This is a genomic window from Phaeobacter inhibens DSM 16374, assembly GCF_000473105.1.
GTDB classification, from domain to species: Bacteria; Pseudomonadota; Alphaproteobacteria; order Rhodobacterales; family Rhodobacteraceae; genus Phaeobacter; species Phaeobacter inhibens.
Genome location: NZ_KI421498.1, coordinates 123,657 through 144,399 on the forward strand (window position 1 = coordinate 123,657; position 20,743 = coordinate 144,399).

At 61.6% G+C, this 20,743-nt stretch carries 20 protein-coding genes; 10 read left to right on the top strand and 10 right to left on the bottom strand.

The window, feature by feature from the left end; all coding sequences use genetic code 11:
- The first annotated feature begins 303 nt into the window (after positions 1–303).
- Positions 304–1,335, top strand: coding sequence for a hypothetical protein (locus INHI_RS0104205; RefSeq protein WP_027246836.1), 1,032 nt, complete (start codon positions 304–306; stop codon positions 1,333–1,335).
- Between the two features lie 328 nt (positions 1,336–1,663).
- Positions 1,664–1,903, top strand: a complete 240-nt coding sequence (locus tag INHI_RS0104210) for a PA2433 domain-containing protein (protein ID WP_027246837.1) — start codon at positions 1,664–1,666, stop codon at positions 1,901–1,903.
- Between the two features lie 67 nt (positions 1,904–1,970).
- Here the strand turns inward: INHI_RS0104210 and INHI_RS20845 are convergent, their stop codons facing one another.
- Positions 1,971–2,120 (bottom strand): entericidin A/B family lipoprotein, encoded by a 150-nt coding sequence (locus INHI_RS20845; RefSeq protein WP_081497224.1) that lies wholly within the window; start codon positions 2,118–2,120, stop codon positions 1,971–1,973.
- Between the two features lie 243 nt (positions 2,121–2,363).
- Between INHI_RS20845 and INHI_RS0104220 the strand changes: the two genes are divergently transcribed.
- From INHI_RS0104220 to INHI_RS0104240, 5 genes are all read left to right on the top strand, one after another.
- Positions 2,364–2,672 (top strand): TraR/DksA family transcriptional regulator, encoded by a 309-nt coding sequence (locus tag INHI_RS0104220; RefSeq protein ID WP_014880683.1) that lies wholly within the window; start codon positions 2,364–2,366, stop codon positions 2,670–2,672.
- Positions 2,673–2,904: 232 nt separating this feature from the next.
- Positions 2,905–3,420, top strand: coding sequence for a PhnA domain-containing protein (locus INHI_RS0104225; RefSeq protein WP_014880682.1), 516 nt, complete (start codon positions 2,905–2,907; stop codon positions 3,418–3,420).
- Positions 3,421–3,525: 105 nt separating this feature from the next.
- Positions 3,526–4,179 (top strand): protein-L-isoaspartate O-methyltransferase family protein, encoded by a 654-nt coding sequence (locus INHI_RS0104230; protein ID WP_014875309.1) that lies wholly within the window; start codon positions 3,526–3,528, stop codon positions 4,177–4,179.
- A gap of 136 nt (positions 4,180–4,315) precedes the next feature.
- Complete coding sequence (locus INHI_RS0104235; protein ID WP_014880680.1) at positions 4,316–5,734, top strand: TolC family outer membrane protein; 1,419 nt, start codon at positions 4,316–4,318, stop codon at positions 5,732–5,734.
- Between the two features lie 129 nt (positions 5,735–5,863).
- Positions 5,864–7,273, top strand: a complete 1,410-nt coding sequence (locus tag INHI_RS0104240) for a hypothetical protein (RefSeq protein ID WP_027246838.1) — start codon at positions 5,864–5,866, stop codon at positions 7,271–7,273.
- 48 nt (positions 7,274–7,321) lie between these two features.
- On the opposite strand, the gene INHI_RS0104245 is transcribed toward INHI_RS0104240, so the two are convergent.
- Positions 7,322–8,782 carry a cobyric acid synthase gene (locus INHI_RS0104245; RefSeq protein WP_027246839.1) on the bottom strand — a complete coding sequence of 487 codons (1,461 nt, stop codon included), beginning with the start codon at positions 8,780–8,782 and terminating at the stop codon, positions 7,322–7,324.
- Between the two features lie 188 nt (positions 8,783–8,970).
- Positions 8,971–9,288, bottom strand: a complete 318-nt coding sequence (locus INHI_RS0104250) for a DUF6280 family protein (protein WP_008207990.1) — start codon at positions 9,286–9,288, stop codon at positions 8,971–8,973.
- A 216-nt stretch (positions 9,289–9,504) separates the two neighbouring features.
- Here INHI_RS0104250 and efp point away from each other — a divergent pair, with 216 nt between their 5' ends.
- On the top strand, positions 9,505–10,068 hold the full coding sequence (gene efp, locus INHI_RS0104255) for an elongation factor P (RefSeq protein ID WP_014875305.1): 564 nt from the start codon (positions 9,505–9,507) through the stop codon (positions 10,066–10,068).
- 88 nt (positions 10,069–10,156) lie between these two features.
- Here the strand turns inward: efp and INHI_RS0104260 are convergent, their stop codons facing one another.
- From INHI_RS0104260 to INHI_RS0104270, 3 genes are all read right to left on the bottom strand, one after another.
- Positions 10,157–10,726, bottom strand: a complete 570-nt coding sequence (locus INHI_RS0104260) for a hypothetical protein (protein ID WP_027246840.1) — start codon at positions 10,724–10,726, stop codon at positions 10,157–10,159.
- Between the two features lie 102 nt (positions 10,727–10,828).
- Positions 10,829–11,569 (bottom strand): CAF17-like 4Fe-4S cluster assembly/insertion protein YgfZ, encoded by a 741-nt coding sequence (ygfZ, locus tag INHI_RS0104265; RefSeq protein WP_014880676.1) that lies wholly within the window; start codon positions 11,567–11,569, stop codon positions 10,829–10,831.
- 55 nt (positions 11,570–11,624) lie between these two features.
- Entirely contained in the window at positions 11,625–13,466 is a 1,842-nt protein-coding gene (locus tag INHI_RS0104270; RefSeq protein WP_027246841.1) for an ABC transporter ATP-binding protein, read from the bottom strand.
- 403 nt (positions 13,467–13,869) lie between these two features.
- Here INHI_RS0104270 and INHI_RS0104275 point away from each other — a divergent pair, with 403 nt between their 5' ends.
- Positions 13,870–15,135 (top strand): pyridoxal-phosphate-dependent aminotransferase family protein, encoded by a 1,266-nt coding sequence (locus INHI_RS0104275; protein ID WP_027246842.1) that lies wholly within the window; start codon positions 13,870–13,872, stop codon positions 15,133–15,135.
- Between the two features lie 24 nt (positions 15,136–15,159).
- Here the strand turns inward: INHI_RS0104275 and INHI_RS0104280 are convergent, their stop codons facing one another.
- Positions 15,160–16,269, bottom strand: coding sequence for a pyridoxal phosphate-dependent aminotransferase (locus INHI_RS0104280; protein ID WP_027246843.1), 1,110 nt, complete (start codon positions 16,267–16,269; stop codon positions 15,160–15,162).
- A 139-nt stretch (positions 16,270–16,408) separates the two neighbouring features.
- On the opposite strand from INHI_RS0104280, the gene INHI_RS0104285 reads away from it, so the two are divergent.
- Entirely contained in the window at positions 16,409–17,194 is a 786-nt protein-coding gene (locus INHI_RS0104285; RefSeq protein WP_014875299.1) for a crotonase/enoyl-CoA hydratase family protein, read from the top strand.
- A 101-nt stretch (positions 17,195–17,295) separates the two neighbouring features.
- Here the strand turns inward: INHI_RS0104285 and INHI_RS0104290 are convergent, their stop codons facing one another.
- From INHI_RS0104290 to secG, 3 genes are all read right to left on the bottom strand, one after another.
- Positions 17,296–18,198 (bottom strand): fructose bisphosphate aldolase, encoded by a 903-nt coding sequence (locus INHI_RS0104290; RefSeq protein ID WP_027246844.1) that lies wholly within the window; start codon positions 18,196–18,198, stop codon positions 17,296–17,298.
- Positions 18,199–18,462: 264 nt separating this feature from the next.
- Entirely contained in the window at positions 18,463–20,106 is a 1,644-nt protein-coding gene (gene pyrG / locus INHI_RS0104295) for a CTP synthase (RefSeq protein ID WP_014875297.1), read from the bottom strand.
- Between the two features lie 262 nt (positions 20,107–20,368).
- The gene (gene secG / locus INHI_RS0104300; RefSeq protein WP_014875296.1) at positions 20,369–20,731 is read right to left on the bottom strand and encodes a preprotein translocase subunit SecG; all 363 of its coding nucleotides are present in this window, start codon (positions 20,729–20,731) and stop codon (positions 20,369–20,371) included.
- Positions 20,732–20,743: the final 12 nt, after the last annotated feature.

The window sequence follows — 20,743 nt, forward strand, 5'->3', positions numbered from 1 at the left end:
AAGGCGCGCGGGCGAAAGCGGTTGGCGCAGCCAACTGCGTGCCCGCACCTCGGCGTTCTGCGGTGGAAACGAGACCTAATCAATAGTTGCAAGACGGGGCTTCAGCCCCTTTTGTTCGTGGTGACTTATTCTCTGGTCCGTCTAGCGGCTCGCCGGGCATCTCTCGAGATGCAGAACTTGCGCTGTTTGCTAGGGGTAAATTCTCAGACTTCGGGTGTTCCTAGAAGTGTTTCTTGCTAAGGTCGGCAATTTGTGGTTGTTCGTTCTGAGGCAAGGTATACTAGAGGGGTGAGAGAGGCGCTAATGTCCAACGATTTGCATGGGGAAATTGTATTAGCTTCTGGAAGTGAGGAGGCCCGACTTCCGGACATCCCGAGAGATGTTTTGCGCGCACTACATTCCGCAGTGCTTGGCAAGAAGGAGCAGTTCTCACAAAACTATCATCGGTGCTCGATTGTCGACGCGAATGATCTAGAGCAACTTTGCTTGATTTTGGGGCAGTGGAGCTCGCAATACAATCCTACTTCGCGCAAAATTACAATCACGGCCACTCATGTTAATGGCGTGAATAAACAAAAGAAGTACCGTTACAAGTTTGGTTCTCTTGATAGCTTTAAGAAGTATGATCTGTCTACCAAGGATCCGATTACTAGTATTATTTTCTCATTTTCGATGGTGTCGATCCACCCGGAAACTGGGGATTATCAGCCTCTTGACCTGAATTTGGATTTTACCGGCCTGTACAATCATCCATACTACTATTTAAAGAATGGAATGCACTCAAGGTATCGGTTGGATCCCGACGAAGTTTCATGCAAAGTGCAAATAGAGTTTGTGGATCATATTGTTTCGAAGTCCCTCCAAACTGCGGTGGAGGAGTGGTACTATGGTTTGAAGACAGTCGAAGAGCCAAGGCCGAACAAGTGGTTGAATCTGTTTGCATACGATTACTCTGACACCTTCCCAGATGGAAAGTTCGTATCCTCTTGGTTGGCTGTGGTGATTTCTGTTTTTATTTCATTTGGTTTGGTTTCCAATTACCGATTGCCTGGCTTGGTTGATGATACAATTTGGTTCCTGTCTCTTTGCGTTTTTATCGCGACGATCCTTCACGGCTTGCATCGGTGGGCTATTTCGAGAGCGATTGGGGTTATTTATTATGATTTCCTCATTCCACTGATCAGGGTGAATCGAGGTAACGAAGATCAGGTCGAAAGATTCCTTTCTGAAAAGGTGAAGGCGCTAAAGGCTCGACAATTTTGGGTTGGAACTATTTTGACAGGCTTTGTTGTTTCCGTTGTGGCGGGTGTGGTTGTTAATTTTTTTCCTGTCTGAAGAGATCTCCCGTTTTATTTGTTTCAGTTAAAATGACACTGTGTATCACCCGGTCGCCAGACCGGGCAGCGCCCGTCCCGCCCCCCACGGGGCGGGCGCTTCGCTTCCCACCCCGCCGGGCCGGGCGCTGCCCTCGGCGTGCTGATCTGATGTCAGGCAAACTCCATTAAGCGGGCAGGCTCGCCCTGCGACCTTCGGCCAGCCGTCGCTCCTCTCTAAACCCCCATGCGCCACTCTCCGCCCATTCGCGGCCTCTCCGCTCCAACCCGCTGAAACCGCCCCCGTTCCATGCTATCCTCAATCCCGTTCATCTGGGGAGGGGAGCACCATGAAACAGCTGACTTTGGCCGCCGCGATCATCCTCTTGGCCGCGCCGCTTCTGGCCGGGCAGTGCCCCGCCGATATTGCCGCCATCGACGCCGCTCTGGCGGCTGGCACCGAACTGTCGGAGGTGGATCTGGCAACGGTTCAGGAGCTGCGCGACGAGGGGCAGAGCCTGCATGACGCGGGCGACCATGATGCCTCGGTTCAGACCCTGGCTGAGGCCAAGGCCATGCTCGGCATCTGAGGTCCCGCAGGCCAAACAAAAACGCCCGGCGGCAAACCGGGCGTTCCACATCTTTCGCATCCCGTCGTCAGAGGTTGTTCTGCACGTCCTGTGCGGCGCCGCTAATCGCTTGGCCGGCTTTGGAAATGTCGCGGCCGGCGCCTTTGGTGGTTTCGCAGGCGGTCAGGCCAAACAGCGCGCCGGTCAGGGCAAGCGTGGTGAGGGCGGTTCGGATCATCTCATGTCTCCCGTGGTCGATCTTGCCCAACAGATAGCAAGCGCGCGGCGCGCCTTCCAGTGGTTTGCAGGGCGATATATCGGCGGCATTTTCACGACTGCCATCGCGCTGGACCCCATCGCCGACACCGACCCCATCCCCCATATCCAGCGAGTACCACTTTGGGATGAAACCGCATAGGTTGAGTCGGGCCGATAGATTTTCGTCAGCAAAACCTGTCACCGATCCGGGGAGGACCTCTGAATGAACCACGCCGCTCAAAAGGACATACTGACACATTTGCGCAAGGGCCTGCCAGCCGTCGGTGCGCCGCTTACCGCTGATGCCAATGTGGTGCCGCTGGCCCCCCGGCGCGCCAGCCCGGCGGTGGCACAGCCGTCTGAGGCCGTGCTCAGCCGTAAATGGCTGGAGCTGCGCCGCGATATCGACTGTGCTTTGGCCCGGCTGGATGAGGGGTCATATGGCTATTGCCAGATCTGCGGCGACCGCATCAGCGACAGCCATCTGAGCACCCATCCAACCACGGCGTTCTGCGCCTCCTGCGCGGGCTGACGGCACCCTGTTGTTGCGGGGCTGGCGCCTCCAACCGGCGCCCGCAACACCCCCCCCGCCAACGCCCTCCTGCAGACCCAATCCCCTGTGGACCCGCAGCAAGTCTCCGTGCTGCATCCCAACTCGCCCGCGCCTCCACGCGGGCGCTTTTCTTTTTGACGGTTTTCTTTGCCCGCGCGCTCCCCTACAGCAGGACCATCCTGTTCTGACCTGCCCCGATGGAGCTTTGCCGATGCCCTGCGCCCTATGTGCCGCCGAAACCCCGCTTGTGTCCTATGACGTGACCGGCGCCCCTGATGGCCAGTCCCCTGAGGTTGCGCTCTGCGAGATCTGTGCTGCGCAGGTGGCCGGAGACCTCGACCCCAATCACATGCGCTGCCTGTCTTCGGCGATGTGGTCCGAAACCCCGGCGGTTCAGGTGCTGGCGGCCCGGCTGCTGGCACGGCTGGCGGATCATGACTGGGCGCGCGACCTTGCCGATCAGCTCTGGCTGGAGGATGAGACCCGCGCCTGGGTAGAGGCTGCACCGGCAGCCAGCGCGCACCGCGACAGCAATGGCGCGCCGCTGGCGCAGGGCGATTCCGTGGTGCTGATCAAGGATCTGCCGGTCAAGGGCGCCGGCTTCACCGCCAAGCGCGGTACGGCCGTGCGCAATATCTCCCTGGTCGCTGACAACCCCGAACATATCGAAGGCCGGGTTGATGGGCAGCGCATCGTCATTCTCACCAAATTTGTGAAAAAGAAATAGGCGACCCAGCCGCCACAGGGCCGCAGAAATGCGCGCCCGCCCGTTGCCGCCCTGTCTCGGATGTGGCACAACCGAACCAACAGACTGAACAGATGAGTTTAGCATATGACTGACTTCGCCGAACGTCGCCGCATGATGGTCGACACGCAGATCCGCCCGTCGGATGTCACCAAATTCCCGATCATCGAAGCCATGCTGGCGGTGCCGCGCGAAGCCTTTGTGGCGGATGCGCAGCGCGAGGCGGCTTATGCCGATGGCAATCTGGATCTCGGCCCCGGTCGCGTGCTGCTTGAGCCGCGCACCCTGGCCAAGATCCTTGATGCGATTGATGTGCAGCCGGACGAGCTGGTGCTCGATGTGGCCTGTGGCCTCGGCTATTCCACCGCTGTGATCGCCCGCGTCGCCCAGATGGTGATCGGGGTCGAAGACGACGAGACCATGGCCTCTGAGGCGCAGGATCAGCTGTCGGCAGTTGGCGCCGACAATGCCATTGTCCACACTGGCGCACTGGATGCCGGTGCTGCGGAACATGGCCCCTATGATGTGATGATCATTGAAGGGGGCGTGGAAACCGTGCCGGAGGCGCTGCTGGACCAGCTGAAGGATGGCGGTCGCGTGGCCGCGATCTTCATGTCCGGCGCATTGGGAGAGGTCAAAGTCGGCTATAAGAGCGGCGGCCAGATCTCCTGGCGGCTGTCGTTCAATGCCGGTGCTCCGGTGCTGCCCGGTTTTGAGGCGGCAAAGGAATTCGCTCTCTGATCTGCAGGGAGTTCACATTCGATCCGCGCTGATCCCGATTGGGGCGGATCGCAACATACAGGCGACCGACGATCCGCAGCGCCAGAGAGCAGAACGGCACTGCCGCGTCGGTGGGCCGGACCACATGAGGCTAAAGATGCGCAATAAACTGACGGCAAACCTGTTCAAGGCCTTCGTCTTCGCCGGAAGCGCAGCACTGCTGCTGGGCGCCCCGAAACAGGCGGCAGCGGACAATCTCTCCGATGCCATGATTGGGGCTTATAACACCAGTGGCCTTCTGGAACAGAACCGCGCTCTGCTGCGCGCGCAGGACGAAAACGTCGCTGTGGCCGTTGCCCGTTTGCGTCCGGTTGTGGACTGGGTGGCGCAGGCGGAACGTCGATATGTCCGCACCGGGTTTGGCAGCTTTGCCGTCTCCAATCACGATTCGTCGATTTCGACAGCGTTAGATGTTTCCTGGTTGCTGTTTGACAATGGCGTGTCCCGTCTGAATCAGATGGCGGCACAGGAAACCGTTCTGGCCACGCGGCAGGCACTGATTGATATCGAGCAGCAGGTGTTGTTCGCGGCGGTACAGGCCTACGTCAACGTGCTGCTGCAGCAGGATACGGTGTCTTTGCGCCGCAACAACCTGCGCCTCCTGCGGGAGGAACTGCGGGCGGCCAATGACCGGTTCGAAGTCGGCGAGGTGACCCGGACCGATGTGGCGCTCGCTGAAAGCCGGGTTGCGGGCGCGCAGGCCAGCCTGATCGAAAGCCAGGGCGATCTGCTCAATGCAAAGGCAACTTATGTGCAGGCCGTCGGCCGTGAGCCGGGGACAATTGCGGGCCAGCCGCCGCTGCCTCAGCGGGTTGCCTCCTTGCAGTCTGCAGAAGCCATTGCCATGCGCAATCACCCCAGCCTGCTGACGCAGCAACATGCAGTCAAAGCAGCCGATCTGAGCGCTCAGAGCGCCAGTCGTGGCCTCGGCCCGACGGTGAACTTTCGCGCCAGCGTGGGTCACGGTGAAGATCCCAGCGGCTCCGGCACAAGTGATACGTCAAGCGCAAGTGTTGTGCTCAGCCAGCGCCTCTATGCAGGCGGGGCTGTGGCTTCGGCTCGGCGCGCCAGTATCGCGCGTCTTCAGGCCGAACGCGGTGCGTTGATCACCACTCAGCGCAGTGTCGTGCAGGATGTCTCTGAGGCTTTCGTGGTGCTGGAAGCCGCACGTGCCAGCCTTGTGTCGTCCAACGAACAGGTCCGCGCCGCGCGCGTTGCCTTTGACGGTATCCGCGAGGAGGCCACCCTGGGAGCCCGCACCACGCTGGATGTGCTGGAGGCAGAGCAGGAGTTGCTGAACGCCCAGACCGCCCGTGTCCAGTCACGCGCCAATCAGGCCCTCGCAGCCTATGCGCTGTTGCAGGCGCAGGGGCTTCTGACGGCGGAACACCTTGGTCTGGCTGTCGAAATCTACGATCCGACGCTTTACTACAATCTGGTGAAGGACGCCCCGGCCCATGTCAGCCAGCGCAGCAAGGATCTGGACCGGGTCATGCGCGCCCTGGGCAAAAACTAAGGCCTCGCAAAGACAATTCTAGGGGGCTCGCCTGCGTGGGCCTCCTTAAAAACCACCTAATTCACACGGTTGTCTGGACGCAGTCAGATCGCTACACTCTATCTCAAGAGGCGAGAGTGATAAGCAAAAATGTCCGAACCGGTGACCCAAGCTGAAATTGAAGACGTCCTGTCGTCGATCCGCCGTCTGGTGAGCGAGGACAGCCGCGCATCTGGCTCCTCGCTTGGCAAGGGTGCAGAGGCCGCATTGGCTGCGCAGATCGCCAAACCCGTGCCAGCGTCATCCGGGGGGCAGGGGGCTGCCGCGCCGGGATCCGCCAATGGCGCCAAAAATGGCAGCGGACAGCCGGTCACCCGTCTGGTTCTGACACCGGCGTTGCGCGTCCCGGAAAGCAAGCTGACCCCTGTTGCACCTGCGAATGCCCCTGCGCCTTCCGCCGTTGCTGATGCGACTACTGTGACCGCCGCTGCGCCCGCCGATGATGATCACCGGTCTGAAGAGAGTGCCAATATCGCGCCCAGCCCGCAGGCAGATCCCTCCGGCAAAGACAGGTTTGAGGCGCTGCTGGCAGCGGATGCCATAGAATTCTGGAATGAGCCGCAGGACCTCATCGCACAGGGCATCGCCCTGCATGACAATGATCCCGGCAATGAGGATCTGGCCTTTTTCAATGGTATCGCTGCCGCCACAGCTGCCGATGAAGCCGCAGATACGCCCCCCGCCGCTGCAGCTGCCCCCGACGCGCCAGTCGCGCAGGCCGAGGTGACACTCAACAGTGAGGCGCCCTGGTCGGACCCCGCCGCCACGCTCTATCAGGCCGCTGCCAGCACCGACCCCGATGATATGGCGCAGGCCGAGGATCCCAAACCGCCAGCCCCCCCGGCAAAACCCACCTCTCAACTGAACCCGAAGGTCGGCGCGGTGGTGCAGAAACTGGCAGAGATGGAAGCGGCCAATACGGCCCGCCCGGTGCTCTGGGAACCCGACGGATCCCGCGACACGCCCTATGCGGGCAGTGATCTGGAAACGCTTGCCTGGGATGATCAGGACAGTGACGGCGACGCGCACAACCAGACGGAAACCGAGGATCAGGCCCAGACTGTTGCGGATATGGCCATCACGCCCGAGGGGAGTGATACGCAGGCTGAGACACCACAGGTAAGCGCCGCGCCGCAGATCGACCTCCCAGCCCCCCAGCCAGAGCTGCATGCGCAGCTTGAGGCGCCAGCGGCCGATACCGCGATTGAGGAGGTTGAGGAGAACACAAGCACCGATATCCCGGCAGCGCCAGCCGCATCCACCGCCGATGAGGTTGATCGCGACCTGCTGGAAACCTCGGTTACGGAAACCGCACTTGACGCGCTCGGCGCCCTTGGCTCCGATGAGAGCTTTCTGGATGAGCACGCCCTGCGTGAGCTGGTTTCGGAAATCGTGCGTGAGGAGCTGCAGGGCGCCCTGGGCGAGCGGATCACCCGCAATGTCCGCAAGCTGGTGCGCCGCGAAATCCACCGCGCCCTTTCCGCCCAGAACTTGCTCTGAGACCTCCGCCTCTGGCCTGACGGATCTGAGACAATGCAGATGCCGGGCTTAGGCGCTGCGCACCGGTTCTGCCAGCGCCAAGAGCGCATCCAGATCCATACAGTCCTCAAGGTGATCCGCCAGCGCATCCAGCGTGGCCTCAACCCCGTCGTCATAGCCCGCGATACTCTCATGGCCGAGACCGGAGAGCACCGAGGCCCGAAACGCATCGGAGCTGAACAGCCCGTGCAGATATGAGCCTCTGACGCGACCATCCGCAGATACCGCCCCCTCTGCGCGCCCATCGATGTCCAGCCAGGCACGGGCGCAATCAGCCCCGTTGGTGCGCCCCATGTGAATTTCGTACCCGCTGACCGGCAGATCGCCATCGCGGGTCACGGCCTCTGTCAATGTCACCCGTTTTTCGCCTGCCATCACGGTATGCACATCCAACAGGCCAAGCCCGGCCACCTTGCCCGGGCGCCCATCGACGCCATCCGGATCGTCAATGGTCTGCCCCAGCATCTGATAGCCGCCGCACAGCCCCATCACATGACCACCGCGCCTGTAATGGGCGAGGATATCAATGTCCCAACCCTGTGCCCTCAGATACGCCAGATCGCCAATGGTGGATTTGCTGCCCGGGATCAGCACCAGATCCGCGTCGCCGGGCAGGGCGCGGCCTGCAGGCACGATTTCTACCGTGACATTTGGCTCGGCTGCCAGCGGGTCGAGATCATCGAAATTTGCCATCCGCTCCAGCTGCGGCACCACAATCTTGCAGGCGCCTCCGGGGCGCGAGGCGATATCCATCATATCCTCAGCCGGCAGTTTCCAGGCATCCCAGAACCACGGGATCACCCCCATCGAGGGCCAGCCGGTGCGTGCGGCGATGTCATCGCGACCGGCATCAAACAAGCTGCGGTCGCCGCGAAACCGGTTGACGGCAAAGCCCTTGATCCGCGCCAGATCCTGCGGCTCCAGCACCGTGTGCGTGCCGACAATCTGCGCGATCACACCACCCCGGTGGATATCGCCCACCAGCACCACCGGCACCTCTGCCGCACAGGCAAAGCCCATATTGGCGATGTCATTCTTGCGCAGGTTCGTCTCCGCGGGCGAGCCGGCGCCTTCGATCAGAACCAGATCCACATCCGCCGCCAGCCGGTGAAAACTCTCCAGGGCCGCCTCCAGCAGGCCGGTTTTGTCGCGCATGAAGGATCCGGCCGCCTGCGTGCCCCGGCGCTTGCCCTGCACAATCACCTGGGCGCCGGTCTCGCTCTCGGGCTTCAGCAGTACAGGGTTCATATCCGTATGGGGCGCGCGCATGGCGGCCCGGGCCTGCAAGGCCTGCGCACGGCCAATCTCGCCGCCTTCGGGCGTCACGGCCGCATTATTGGACATGTTCTGTGGTTTGAACGGGGCCACCGACAGGCCCCGGCGCACAAACGCACGGGCCAGCCCGGCGACGATCATTGATTTGCCGACATTGCTGCCAGTGCCTTGGATCATGATCGCCCGTGCTGTCATGGCCGCCTCTTTCGCGCAATTGGTGGTCTGGTTTCTCAACTCTCAGCCATGGCGGATTTTTCCCGTCCTGAAAAGCCCGGAGAGCGGCCTATTCCACGTTGAAACCGCCCCCGCAAAAAGAAAAAACGCGCCCCCCAGGACGCGCTTTTCTTCGACAGTCATATACAGTTTCAGACTGGCAGGTCTGATCAGGCCGCTTCGGCCTGTGCCGCATTGCGGCGTTCGCTCTCTTCGCGCGACAGCGCGACAGAGGTACGGACACCCCGGCCCACAAATTCCATCAGGCCGCCGACCACGCGTTCGTTCGGGTCGATGCCTGCACAGCTCAGCACTTCGCGCCCGTCGCGCGACCGTGCCCACCGAGCGATCTGCTCGGGGCCGTTACCATATTTCTTGTCATCGGCGATCGCATCATCAAGTGCCGCCAGCACAACCGCCGCAAACAGTTTGCGTGCACGGTTGCCTTGCTCATTATTATATGCGGTGCCGTCAACGAAATCTCGCATCGTGCTTCCTTTTTGTTCTTGCTATTGCAATTTCGGCGTGACGCTCCTTATGGCGGAATTGTGACGATTCGGATAGCCTCCATACGCATATCTTTTATGCGCAATTTGCATAGCTCTCCGGTCCGTCACACGACATATCGTTGTCTTGCCAGCCGACTCCCTGCCAGATATAGGGGCGGTTAACAGTTCATCAACCACCCGAGAGGGATTTTTGTCATGCCCAAAATCAACGGTAACGAGATCCGCCCCGGCAATGTTCTCGAGCACAATGGCGGTCTGTGGGCCGCTGTCAAAGTCGATCACGTGAAGCCCGGCAAGGGCGGCGCCTTTGCTCAGGTCGAGCTGCGCAACCTGCGCAACGGCTCCAAATTGAACGAGCGTTTCCGCTCCGCCGACAAGGTCGAGAAGGTTCGTCTGGAGCAGAAAGATCAGCAGTTCCTCTATGAGAGTGACGGCATGCTGGTGTTCATGGATGCCGAAACCTATGAGCAGATTGAACTGCCTGCAGAGCTCTTGGGCGACCGCCGTCCGTTCCTGCAGGATGGCATGACCATCGTTGTTGAATTCCACGACGACGAGGCGCTGAACGCCACCGTGCCGCAGAAAGTCACCTGCAAAATCGTCGAAACCGAGCCGGTCGTCAAAGGCCAGACTGCCGCCAACTCTTTCAAGCCGGCGATCCTTGATAATGGTGTGAAGGTCATGGTGCCGCCCTTCGTCGGTCAGGACGAGATGATCATCGTCAACACCGAGACCATGGAATATTCTGAGCGCGCATAAGTAGTTAGCGCCAACATATCCAAATACGAAAACCCCCGCAGTCAGGCTGCGGGGGTTTTTTGTTACTGTATAGGGGATGGGAAACCGCTCAGTTGTAGTCGATTTCGAGCTGCCGCAGCTCCAGACTGTGGCCGCATTCATCCATCATCTTGCCGTAGGCGGCGGTAAATCCGGCCAAAGACGCGTCCAGAACCATCTCGCCTGCGGCGTAGGGAACCACTGTCCGTACCTCCATCCGCTGACCGTTCTGCATCCACAGAATGCTGTTCAGCGCGTCCATCCAGCGGATCTGCGCGCTGGCCTCAGCGAGGCCTTCCTCGTTGATCTCGGCGTTGGCGATACCGTAGAACACCGCTTCCCGGTCGATCACAAATCCGATCGCCTGACCATTCTGTACCTGCGTCGGATAGTGGCGCGGGGCGCTCTCAAACAGCTCCAGCTGCGGGTAGGTTTCCGGCGGGCCGACGTCGCCTTGGGTGACTGTCATACGCAAAAGAGGCAGCCCGTCGCCGCCGGTCCAGGCGGTGCAATCGCGCCAATCATGCTCCTCGGTGATGCGCATATCGGCGGCGACGGACCAGTCCTGATATTCCCAATAATCACTGGCGAGAGTGGGCAGGGGCAGCAGCATGAGCGTAAGGCAGGGGAGCAGTCGCATCTAATAATCCTCGTGAAAATGATGCCTCAGACATAGCGGAGCAGCCGCCGCCACCCGCAGTGACGTCGCGTCACAAGCCGAGGGTGCCGCCACAGGATTGCCTCAGGTCTTAACCTGCCAGTCGATCCGCGCGTTTTGCGCACACATATCCGCCCCGGCGCGGTCGAATCGCAGATACGCGATGGCCTGATCTCCGGCTTGGGTGAACAGCGTGCCGACGGGTTTGTCGGCGCGGCGGATCTCGGTTCCGATGGGGGCCTCACCCTCAACAGTGACGGTGGCCAGCCCCTTGCGCAGGGTGGTCTTGTGCTTCATCCGGGCGGTGACCTCCTGGCCGACATAGCAGCCTTTGCGGAAATCGACGCCGTTCAAGCGTTCAAACCCGGCCTCCAAGATATAGCTGTCCGGTCCCAGTTCGATGCCGGTTTCGGGGATGCAATGCGCCACGCGGATGGCGTTCCAGTCGCTGCCGTCATCCCCCGGCTGTGCACCATACATCCGCCAGCCCAGATCCGGGTGGCGCGGATCCGCCAGTGCGCCCTCAGGCGCAGGTCCGGTGCCCCGGCGTACGGCCAGATCGGTCTCTTCAATGGTCACTTTGGCGCGCAGCCGGTACATGGTCAGCCGCTTGGCCAGACTGGGGGCCAGGCTTTCGTCCACGTCCACCAGCAGATCATCGCCCTCAGCGGCGACAAAGAAATCCGCCAGATATTTGCCCTGAGGGGTCAGCATCGCGGCGTAGACCAGCCCCTGATCGACCTTGGTGACATCATTGGTGATCAGCCCCTGAAGGAAATCGCGGGTATCATCCCCGGAGAGGCGCAAAATGCGGCGGTTGCTCATAGGTCAGGCTCCTGAAGGATCTCATAGGCAATGTAGGTCGCGAGGTGGGCAAAGCCTAGCCGAACATACGGCGGGCCAGTTTCTGGAACCAACGGGGCTGGTCGCCCCCTTCGCTGAACTGTCTGGGCGCCTGTGCGGCAACACCCTGGCGGTCCACCAGTGTCTTACCGTCCTGAAACTGCAGCCGGTAGAGATCGGCATAGATCCCGCCGCGTTCCAGCAGCTCCTCATGGGTGCCGTGATCCATCACCTGACCGCGTTCCATCACCACGATTTTATCGGCGTTGCGGATGGTCGACAGCCGGTGCGCGATCACCAACGTGGTGCGCCCGCCGGACAGTTTCTCCAGCGCCTGCTGCACCACCTTTTCAGATTGGGCATCCAACGCCGAGGTCGCCTCGTCCAGCAGCAGGATCGGCGTGTCGCGCAGCAACGCGCGGGCAATCACCACCCGCTGGCGCTGGCCACCGGACAGGGCCGAGCCACGCGGACCCACCAGTGTGTCCAGCCCATTGGCCAGTTTCGGCAGGAAGTCCGCAACATGAGAGGCTTCCAGAACCTCCTGCAGCCGCTCTTCACTCACATCAGTGCGCCCCAGAAGGATATTCTCGCGCAGGGTCTCGTCAAACAGCAGCGCCTCTTGGGTCACCACGGAAAACAGCCCGCGCAGGTCGTCCAGATCCAGATCCCGCACCGCAACGCCACCCACGGTCACTGATCCCTCCTGCGGGTCCACCAACCGGGTGAGCAGGTTGAAAATGGTGGATTTCCCAGCCCCGGAGGCACCTACCAACGCTGTGGTCTTGCCCGCCTCTGCCACCAGCGACAGTTCGCGCAACACGTCCGAGTCGCCATAGCGCAGGGTGACATCGCTCAGCGCCACCTCGGGCAGGCCCTTGGGTGGGGCGACGGGGTTTTCGGGCGACACCAGTTTGATCGGGGAGTCCATCAGCTCCTTGATGCGTTCCATCGCGGCAGCCGCCGCCTGCCAGGTGCCGCTGATCGAGGCCAACCGGCGCATCGGGTCAAAGGCCAGACCGATGGCGGTGAAGAAACTCATGAACTCACCGACGGTTTTCTTTCCCTCGATGATTTCCGCGCCACCATAAAGCACCACGCCCATCACGCCCAACCCGGCCATAATGTCGATCATGCCGGTGGTGGAGGCCACCCCAAAGGAGGCGCGCACTTCTGAGCGGACAAACTGATCCATATGGCCGCCAAAGCGGTCAGTCTGATAGTCTTCAAGATTGTTCAGCTTGATCGGCACGATGCCGTGAAAAATCTCATCCAGCCGGGTGGAGAGTGATGCGCCAAGATCCCGCGCCTGCGAGGCCTTGCGCCGCACATAGCGCTGTACGGCGGCCAGTGGTAACAGCAGCATCGGCAGGCCAATCAACATGATCGCGGTCCAGCGCCAGTCAACGCTGATCGCCACTGCTAGAACGGCCACCATCTGCGTGACATCGCGGCCGGCACCGGTGATCAGCGCCTGCCAGACCGAATTGATCGCCATCACATCGCTCTGCACCCGCTGGATCAGAAAACCGGGTGGGTTCACCTGATGGAACGAGGGATCCTGCCGGATCAGCCGCGCCAGCATATCCTTGCGCATATGCGCGGCGGAGGTCTGGGAAATCTTGCTGAGGATCACCTTCTGGCAGACGCTGGACAGCCCCCGCATGGAAAAGATGATCAGAAACGCCAGGCTGACCCAGAACAGCGCCGTGGTATTGCCCGCGACAAACACCAGATCGAACATCGGCTGCATCATGTAGCTGAGGCCACCAACGGTGCCGCCCTCAATCAACATGAACAGGATCGCCAGCCCCAACAGGCCCATGTAATGGCGCAGATATCCCCGCCACAGCCATCCCAGTAACTCGCGCGAGGACATGTGCTCGGGCTTGCTTTTTATGGCCGGGGCCTCGCCTGCGGCGGGGAGGGGCGCCACGGTCTGATCCGTCGTCGGGGCCGCAGCCGCCTTGGACGCTTCCGTGACGGGGGCCGTGTCCGGCGCTGCGGGAGAGGGGGTCTTGGGGTCAGTCTTGGGCAAGGGGCACAACCGATGTGGTTTTTTCTGGCACTGACATCCGCGTCAGGCCTGCGCCATTTAAGCAGCTGGGGGCAAAGGTGCAAGCGTAGCGCCGCTTTTGCTGGCATGCCTGGCGTCGGATCGACAGCCGTTGCGCAGCTTGCATCAAATCCTACAAGGCAGGCTTTGCAAGGGGTTGCGGCCCCGGCGTGCCCGCGCCACAGTCCACCAACAACAGGGCAGAGCCTCAACACAGGAGTGCAGAATGACAGCGGATGTTTCCCTTGCCGCCGGGCGCGGATATCTGGCGATCCCCGGACCTTCGGTCATTCCGGACGCTGTGTTGCAGGCCATGCACCGTCCCTCTCCCAACATATACGCGGGCGAGCTGGTTGAGATGACCGCCACGCTGATTCCCGATCTGCGCCGTGTTGCGCGGACGGAGCATCATGTGGCGATCTATATCTCCAACGGCCATGGCGCCTGGGAGGCGGCGTTGCAGAACACCTTGCAGCCCGGCGATACCGTGCTGGTGGCCGCCTCGGGCCGCTTTGCCATTGGTTGGTCAGAAATGGCCGAGGCGCTGGGGATCAAGGTGGAGATGCTCGATTTTGGCACCGGCGCGCCCTGGGACATGGACCGCATCGCCAGTCATCTGGCGGCAGATACCGCGCATCGGATCAAGGCGGTGCTGGCGGTGCATGTGGATACCTCCAGCTCTATCCGCAACGATGTGGCCGCGATGCGTGCAGCGCTTGATGCCTGCGATCACCCCGCATTGTTGATGGCCGATTGTATCGCCTCGCTGGGCTGTGACCGGTTCGAGATGGACGCCTGGGGAGTCGATGTGATGGTTGCCGCCTGCCAAAAGGGGCTGATGGTCCCTGCGGGTATGGGATTTGTGTTCTTCAGCCCGAAGGCCGCCGAGGCCCGTGCCCGCCTGCCACGGGTCAGCCGCTATTGGGACTGGGAGCCGCGCGCCAACCCCGAAGAATTCTATCAGTATTTTGGCGGCACCGCGCCGACGCATCACCTCTATGGTCTGCGGGCCGCGCTGGATCTGATCCACGGTGAGGGGATGGAGGCCGTCTGGGCGCGGCATCATCGCTTGGCACAGGCGATCTGGGCGGCCTGTGACCGCTGGGGCGACGGCGGTCCGCTACGGATGAATGTGCAGGATGTGGCTTTGCGTTCCAATGCGGTGACCTCGCTGCATCTGGGCGGGGATGACGCTACCCGACTGCGCACGTGGGTGGAGCAGACCCTGGGTCTGACGCTGGGCATTGGCCTTGGCATGGCGCCGCCGAACAGCCCGAAGTGGCACGGGTTCCTGCGGCTGGGCCATATGGGCCATGTGAGCGGTCAGATGATCATGGGGTTGCTGGGCGGTGTTGATGCCGGGTTGAAGGCGCTGGAGATCCCGCATGGATCCGGCGCGCTCGAGGCGGCCTCACAGGTGATCGCCGGGGCCGGTGCGACGGCGGTTCCAGCATCACCTGAACTCTCTGCTGTGGGCAGCTGCTGCGGGTGATCCGCAGCAGGCCCTGGCACAGTCTCAGCCGTTGCGCGCCCGCTCCAGCGCGACGGGCAGCGCGCGGGCAAAGCTGTCCAGCTGATCCTCCGGCCCGCAGCTAACCCGGATGCAACGGTTTTGCGGCGCCGCAAAGGGCATCCGCACAAACACGCCCTGATCCACCAGACCCTCCAGCACCGATTTGGCAAAAGCGCCATCCGCTCCGCAGTCGATGGCTACGAAATTGGTGGCTGAGGGCAGCGGGGTCAGCCCATTGTCACGGGCAATCTGCGCAATCCGGTTGCGCGCGGTGGCAATGCGGCCCAGCACCTCGGCCAGCCACGCCTGATCCCGCAGGGCCGCCAGCGCGCCAATCTGGGCGGTGCGGTTCATGCCGAAATGATTGCGCACCTTGTTGAAGGCGGAGATCAGCCCGGCCTCTGCCAGCACATAGCCCACCCGCGCACCGGCCATGCCATAGGCCTTGGAAAACGTCCGGGTGCGGATCACGCGGGGATCATTGATGTCGATGGGCAGGGCGGTGCCGTCGGGGGCGCAGTCGATATAGGCCTCGTCCAGCAGCAGCAGGCAGCCCTCGGGCAGGGCGCCCATCGCCGCCAGCAGAGCGGCGCCGCTGTGCCAGCTGCCCATCGGATTGTCAGGATTGGCGAGATAGACCAGCTTGGCATCCACCTCCGCTGCCTTGGCAAAGAGCGCGGCGGGGTCTTCGTGGTCGTCCTTGTAGGGGACGGTATGCAACACGCCGCCAAAGCCCGCGACATGGTAGTTGAAGGTCGGATAGGCGCCAAGCGAGGTTACCACCGCATCACCTTCGCCAATCAGCAGCCGCACCAGATAGCCGAGCAGCCCGTCAATACCCTCGCCAATCATGATGTTCTGAGGCGCAACACCGTGATACGCGGCCAGCGCCTCGCGCAGGTCATGGCTTTCGGCGTCGCCGTATTTCCAGATTTCGCCCAGCGAGGCCTGCATGGCCGCAATCGCCTTGGGCGAGGGGCCAAAGATATTTTCATTCGCGCCCAGCCGCGCCGTGAAGGGCGCGCCGCGCTGGCGCTCTTGGGTTTCCGGCCCGACAAAGGGGACCGAAGCGGGGAGGGAGTGGGCAAGCGGGGTGTAGCGTGGCTGTGTCATGGGGGCAGATAACGTGATCCGGTGCGCCCGGGCAAGCGCAGGCGACAGCGTGCAGGTCTGCCCCGGCGTTACGCTGGATCACTGCCGGGATCCGGGGCAGTCTGCGGCCTAGAGAATTTCCGAGAAAGAGGGGGCCGACATGGCACGGGTATCGGTAGAGATCGAAGACCACATCGCACGGGTGACATTGACCCGCGGTGACAAGATGAACGCGCTGGACAGCCAGATGATCGAAGAGATCATCGCCGCCGGTGAAAGCCTGATGGACAGCAAGGCGCGGGTGGTCGTGCTGTCGGGCGAGGGCAAGGCGTTCTGCGCTGGCCTTGATCTGATGAGCTTTGCCCAGATGGGGCTGCAAAACCCCGAAGAGTGGCTGATGAGCCGCTCTCATGGCGATGCCAATCAGGTGCAGCAGGTGGCAATGGTCTGGCGTCGCCTGCCGATGCCGGTGATTGCCGCCATCAATGGCGTCGCCTTTGGCGGCGGGCTGCAACTGGCGCTGGGGGCAGATATCCGTATTGCTGCGCCCGATGCGCGGTTCTCAGTGATGGAGATGAAATGGGGGATTGTGCCGGATATGGGCGGCATGGTGCTGCTGCCGCAGCTGTTGCGGTCCGATGTGCTGCGGCGGCTGACCTACACGGCGGAGAAAGTGTCAGCGCCGCAGGCGCTGGACTGGGGGCTGGTCACCGAGCTGGCCGAAGATCCCGTTGCCCGCGCCCATGAGCTGGCGACAGTGATCGCAGGGCAAAGCCCCGCCGCCATCCGTGCGGCGAAAGCGCTGATTGAAACTGCCGAGACCAGTCAAGACCGCGCCGAGGTGCTGCTGGAGGAATCCCGCGTTCAGGTCGGTCTGATCGGCAAGCCTGAGCAGATGGAAGTGGTCGCCGCCCAGATGCAGAAACGCGCGCCCAAATTCGACTGAGCCCGACGTCAGTCTGATCTGAAATGAAAGAGAGCCGCGCCGGGATCTGACCGACGCGGCTCTTTCTTTGGTGTCCTACCCCGTCAGGGGCGGCGGAATCGTCAGATCGAGGCGCGGTAGATCTTGTCGATGTTGGAGCCAAGCGCTGCGTTGTAGTCGTCATCGCTCATGGCGACATTCAGACCTTCGGTCAGGGCACGGCTGAAAGAGGCGATCATGGTGCTGTTCTTCGCCAGTTTTTCGCAGGCATCATCGGTGGTGTAGCCGCCGGACAGGGCCACGACGCGCACCACATTGGCATGAGCGGCCAGATCGTCATAAAGACCGGCCTCGGTGGGGATGGTCAGCTTCAGCGCCACTTTGGTATCGGCGGGCAGGGCGTTCAGCTCGGCCAGGATCGCGTCTTTCAGCAGGGCTTCTGCCTCGGCTTTGGTGGTGGAATTGATGTCCACCTCCGGCTCGATGATCGGGAGCAGACCGGCAGCGGCAATCTGGCGGCCGACGATGAACTGCTGGCCGACGACGTTCTTGATGCCGGCGGCATTGGCGCCCTTGATGACTGAGCGCATTTTGGTGCCGAAGATCCCGGCCTTCACGGCGCGCGACAGCAGGGCGTCCAGATCGGGCATCGGTTTCATGGTCTGGGCGTCGTCCGCCTCGTCTGCGAGACCCTTGTCCACCTTGAGGAACGGCACAACACCGCAATTGTCCCAGAGGTAGGCAGGCACCGGCGTGCCGTCGATCGCCGCATCCATGGTTTTTTCAAACAGGATCGCGCCAAGGATCTTGTCGCTGTTGAAATCGGGAGCGGTGATGATGCGGGCGCGCATTTTCTGGATCTCACCGAACATCTCGTCATCATTGCCATAGGCGTCTTCGGTCACACCATAAAGCGCCAGCGCTTTGGGGGTGGAGCCGCCGGACTGATCGAGCGCCGCGATGAAGCCCTTGCCGTTTGCGATACGATCAAGCTGTGCGGTCTGGGTCGAGGTTTCTTGCGCCATATGTCGGGTCTCCACGAAAAGGGATTGTCTGTCTGGCACCGTCTATACCGCGCCTGCGGCAGGAAACAACTATCAGCATCAGGTGGTTGCGCTAACGCCTCCGCTAACAATGGTCACAGGTGGCGGTGTTGAGCAAATCTGTGCAGCTGGGCGGGCGCTGCGATTGCCAAGAGCACGCTGTGGCGCGCAGGCAGGAAAAAAGGCAGACCGCCAGGGCCTGCCTTTTAATGGTGTAGTGATCTGTGGCGCCTGAGGCGTCGGGTGTCAGACCAGACGCGAGGCTTCCTTGGCGGCGCGGACGAAATCGTCGAACAGCGGGTGCGGATCAAACGGTTTCGATTTCAGTTCCGGGTGGAACTGCACACCGATGAACCAGGGGTGATCAGACCATTCGACGATTTCAGGCAGGCGGCCATCGGGAGACATACCGGAGAATTTCAGGCCACAGGCCTCCAGCTGCTCGCGGTATTTGGTGTCGACCTCATAGCGGTGGCGGTGGCGTTCCTCGATCTTGGTGGTGCCATAGACCTCGGCCACTTTGGAGCCTTCGGCCAGTGTGGCGTTGTAGGAACCCAGACGCATGGTGCCGCCCTTGTCGTCATCGACCTTGCGCGCCACGGTGTGGTTGCCCTGCACCCATTCTTTCAGGTGGTAGACCACCGGTTCAAAGCGTTTTTCGCCGGCCTCATGGTCGAATTCTTCCGAACCCGCCTCGGAGATGCCGGCCACGTTGCGGGCCGCTTCAATCACCGCCATCTGCATGCCGAGGCAGATGCCCAGATAGGGCAGCTTGTGCTCACGGGCATATTGTGCGGCCTTGATCTTACCCTCGGTGCCGCGCTCGCCAAAGCCGCCGGGCACCAGAATGGCGTTATAGCCTTGCAGGTAGGGGGCGGCGTCTTCCTTGTCGAACAGTTCGGCATCGACCCATTCGATCTTGACCTTCACGCGGTTGGACATGCCGCCATGGGTCAGTGCCTCAGCGATGGATTTATAGGCGTCTTCCAGCTGGGTGTATTTTCCCACGATGGCGATTTTGACTTCGCCTTCGGGGTTGTAGATGCGGTCGGCCACATCTTCCCAACGCGACAGCTTGGGTTTCGGGGCAGGCGCAATGCCAAAGGCATCCAGAACTGCCTGATCGAGACCTTCGCGGTGATAGGCCAGCGGCGCCTCATAGATGGATTTCAGATCCTGCGCGGCAATCACGCTGTCGGCGCGCACGTTGCAGAACAGCGCCAGTTTTTCGCGTTCCTTATGCGGGATCGGACCCTCGGAGCGGCAAACCAGAATATCGGGCGCCAGACCGATGGAGCGCAGCTCCTTCACCGAGTGCTGGGTCGGTTTGGTCTTCAGCTCGCCTGAGGCCTTGATGTAGGGCAGTAGGGTCAGGTGCATGAAGATACACTGGCCCCGCGCCTTGTCATTGGCGAACTGGCGGATGGCTTCAAAGAAGGGCAACCCTTCAATGTCGCCGACGGTGCCGCCGATTTCGCAGAGCATGAAATCCACCTCATCTTCTCCGATAGAGATGAAGTCTTTGATTTCATTGGTCACATGCGGAATGACCTGAATGGTCTTGCCGAGGTAGTCGCCCCGACGTTCCTTTTCCAGCACGTTGGAATAGATCCGGCCCGAGGAGACCGAGTCGGTCTTGCGGGCGGCCACGCCGGTGAAACGTTCGTAGTGGCCAAGGTCGAGATCGGTTTCGGCGCCGTCGTCTGTCACGAAGACTTCGCCATGTTCGAACGGGCTCATCGTGCCCGGATCGACGTTCAGATAGGGGTCCAGTTTGCGCAGACGGACGGAATAGCCGCGTGCCTGCAGAAGTGCCCCAAGAGCGGCGGATGCCAGCCCTTTGCCCAGAGATGATACAACACCGCCAGTAATGAAAATGAAACGCGCCATGAGTGTTCGGCTGCCCCCGTGAGAAGTCAGAATTCAGCTGCCCGGCGGTTGCAGAAACCGCAGCATCACGGGGCTTTACGTATAAAGGATTCGCGCAAAATGCGCAAGCAAGCCGCAAGATGCTGTTACGGCTGCTTTTGTTCATTCTAAGTGTAGTGGATTCTCGCGAATCCCGCGTCAGACGCAGTGGTCATTGTCGGATCTGCCCAAAGCGGTGAGATCCGCCGGGCTGATCCAAAGGTCCGGACCCGGAGGGCCGGATTTAGTCTGCGCTGGGAACCAGCGGTGCGTTGTCGCCCTGAACCGGTGGCAGCAGATCGCTGCCGAGCGGTGCTTCGGGTGCATCAGCAGCACCCTCTGCGGCAGGGGCGCTCAGGCGGTCTGCGACCGAAGAGCCTGCGGATTTCTGTGCTGCCAGAATGGTCAGCGTGATCGAGGTGCCGATAAAGGCGACCGCCAGGATCCAGGTCAGCTTGCTCATCGCGGTGGCTGCGGCCCGGCCGGACATGGCCCCGCCACCGCCGCCGCCCATGCCAAGGCCGCCGCCTTCGGAACGCTGCAAGAGGACAACGGCAATCAGCCCCAAGGCCAGAAGAAGATGGATGATGAGTACGACGTTTTCCATAGGATCCTACGG

Coding starts and splice junctions, on each gene's coding strand:
- INHI_RS0104235 (WP_014880680.1), top strand. CDS start 4,316: ATGCGCAATAAACTGACGGCAAACCTGTTCAAGGCCTTCGTCTTCGCC.
- INHI_RS20845 (WP_081497224.1), bottom strand. CDS start 2,120: ATGATCCGAACCGCCCTCACCACGCTTGCCCTGACCGGCGCGCTGTTT.
- INHI_RS0104275 (WP_027246842.1), top strand. CDS start 13,870: ATGACAGCGGATGTTTCCCTTGCCGCCGGGCGCGGATATCTGGCGATC.
- INHI_RS0104225 (WP_014880682.1), top strand. CDS start 2,905: ATGCCCTGCGCCCTATGTGCCGCCGAAACCCCGCTTGTGTCCTATGAC.
- INHI_RS0104220 (WP_014880683.1), top strand. CDS start 2,364: ATGAACCACGCCGCTCAAAAGGACATACTGACACATTTGCGCAAGGGC.
- ygfZ (WP_014880676.1), bottom strand. CDS start 11,569: ATGAGCAACCGCCGCATTTTGCGCCTCTCCGGGGATGATACCCGCGAT.
- INHI_RS0104270 (WP_027246841.1), bottom strand. CDS start 13,466: ATGTCCTCGCGCGAGTTACTGGGATGGCTGTGGCGGGGATATCTGCGC.
- pyrG (WP_014875297.1), bottom strand. CDS start 20,106: ATGGCGCGTTTCATTTTCATTACTGGCGGTGTTGTATCATCTCTGGGC.
- INHI_RS0104290 (WP_027246844.1), bottom strand. CDS start 18,198: ATGGCGCAAGAAACCTCGACCCAGACCGCACAGCTTGATCGTATCGCA.
- INHI_RS0104245 (WP_027246839.1), bottom strand. CDS start 8,782: ATGACAGCACGGGCGATCATGATCCAAGGCACTGGCAGCAATGTCGGC.
- INHI_RS0104230 (WP_014875309.1), top strand. CDS start 3,526: ATGACTGACTTCGCCGAACGTCGCCGCATGATGGTCGACACGCAGATC.
- INHI_RS0104260 (WP_027246840.1), bottom strand. CDS start 10,726: ATGCGACTGCTCCCCTGCCTTACGCTCATGCTGCTGCCCCTGCCCACT.
- efp (WP_014875305.1), top strand. CDS start 9,505: ATGCCCAAAATCAACGGTAACGAGATCCGCCCCGGCAATGTTCTCGAG.
- INHI_RS0104285 (WP_014875299.1), top strand. CDS start 16,409: ATGGCACGGGTATCGGTAGAGATCGAAGACCACATCGCACGGGTGACA.
- secG (WP_014875296.1), bottom strand. CDS start 20,731: ATGGAAAACGTCGTACTCATCATCCATCTTCTTCTGGCCTTGGGGCTG.
- INHI_RS0104205 (WP_027246836.1), top strand. CDS start 304: ATGTCCAACGATTTGCATGGGGAAATTGTATTAGCTTCTGGAAGTGAG.
- INHI_RS0104240 (WP_027246838.1), top strand. CDS start 5,864: ATGTCCGAACCGGTGACCCAAGCTGAAATTGAAGACGTCCTGTCGTCG.
- INHI_RS0104210 (WP_027246837.1), top strand. CDS start 1,664: ATGAAACAGCTGACTTTGGCCGCCGCGATCATCCTCTTGGCCGCGCCG.
- INHI_RS0104250 (WP_008207990.1), bottom strand. CDS start 9,288: ATGCGAGATTTCGTTGACGGCACCGCATATAATAATGAGCAAGGCAAC.
- INHI_RS0104280 (WP_027246843.1), bottom strand. CDS start 16,269: ATGACACAGCCACGCTACACCCCGCTTGCCCACTCCCTCCCCGCTTCG.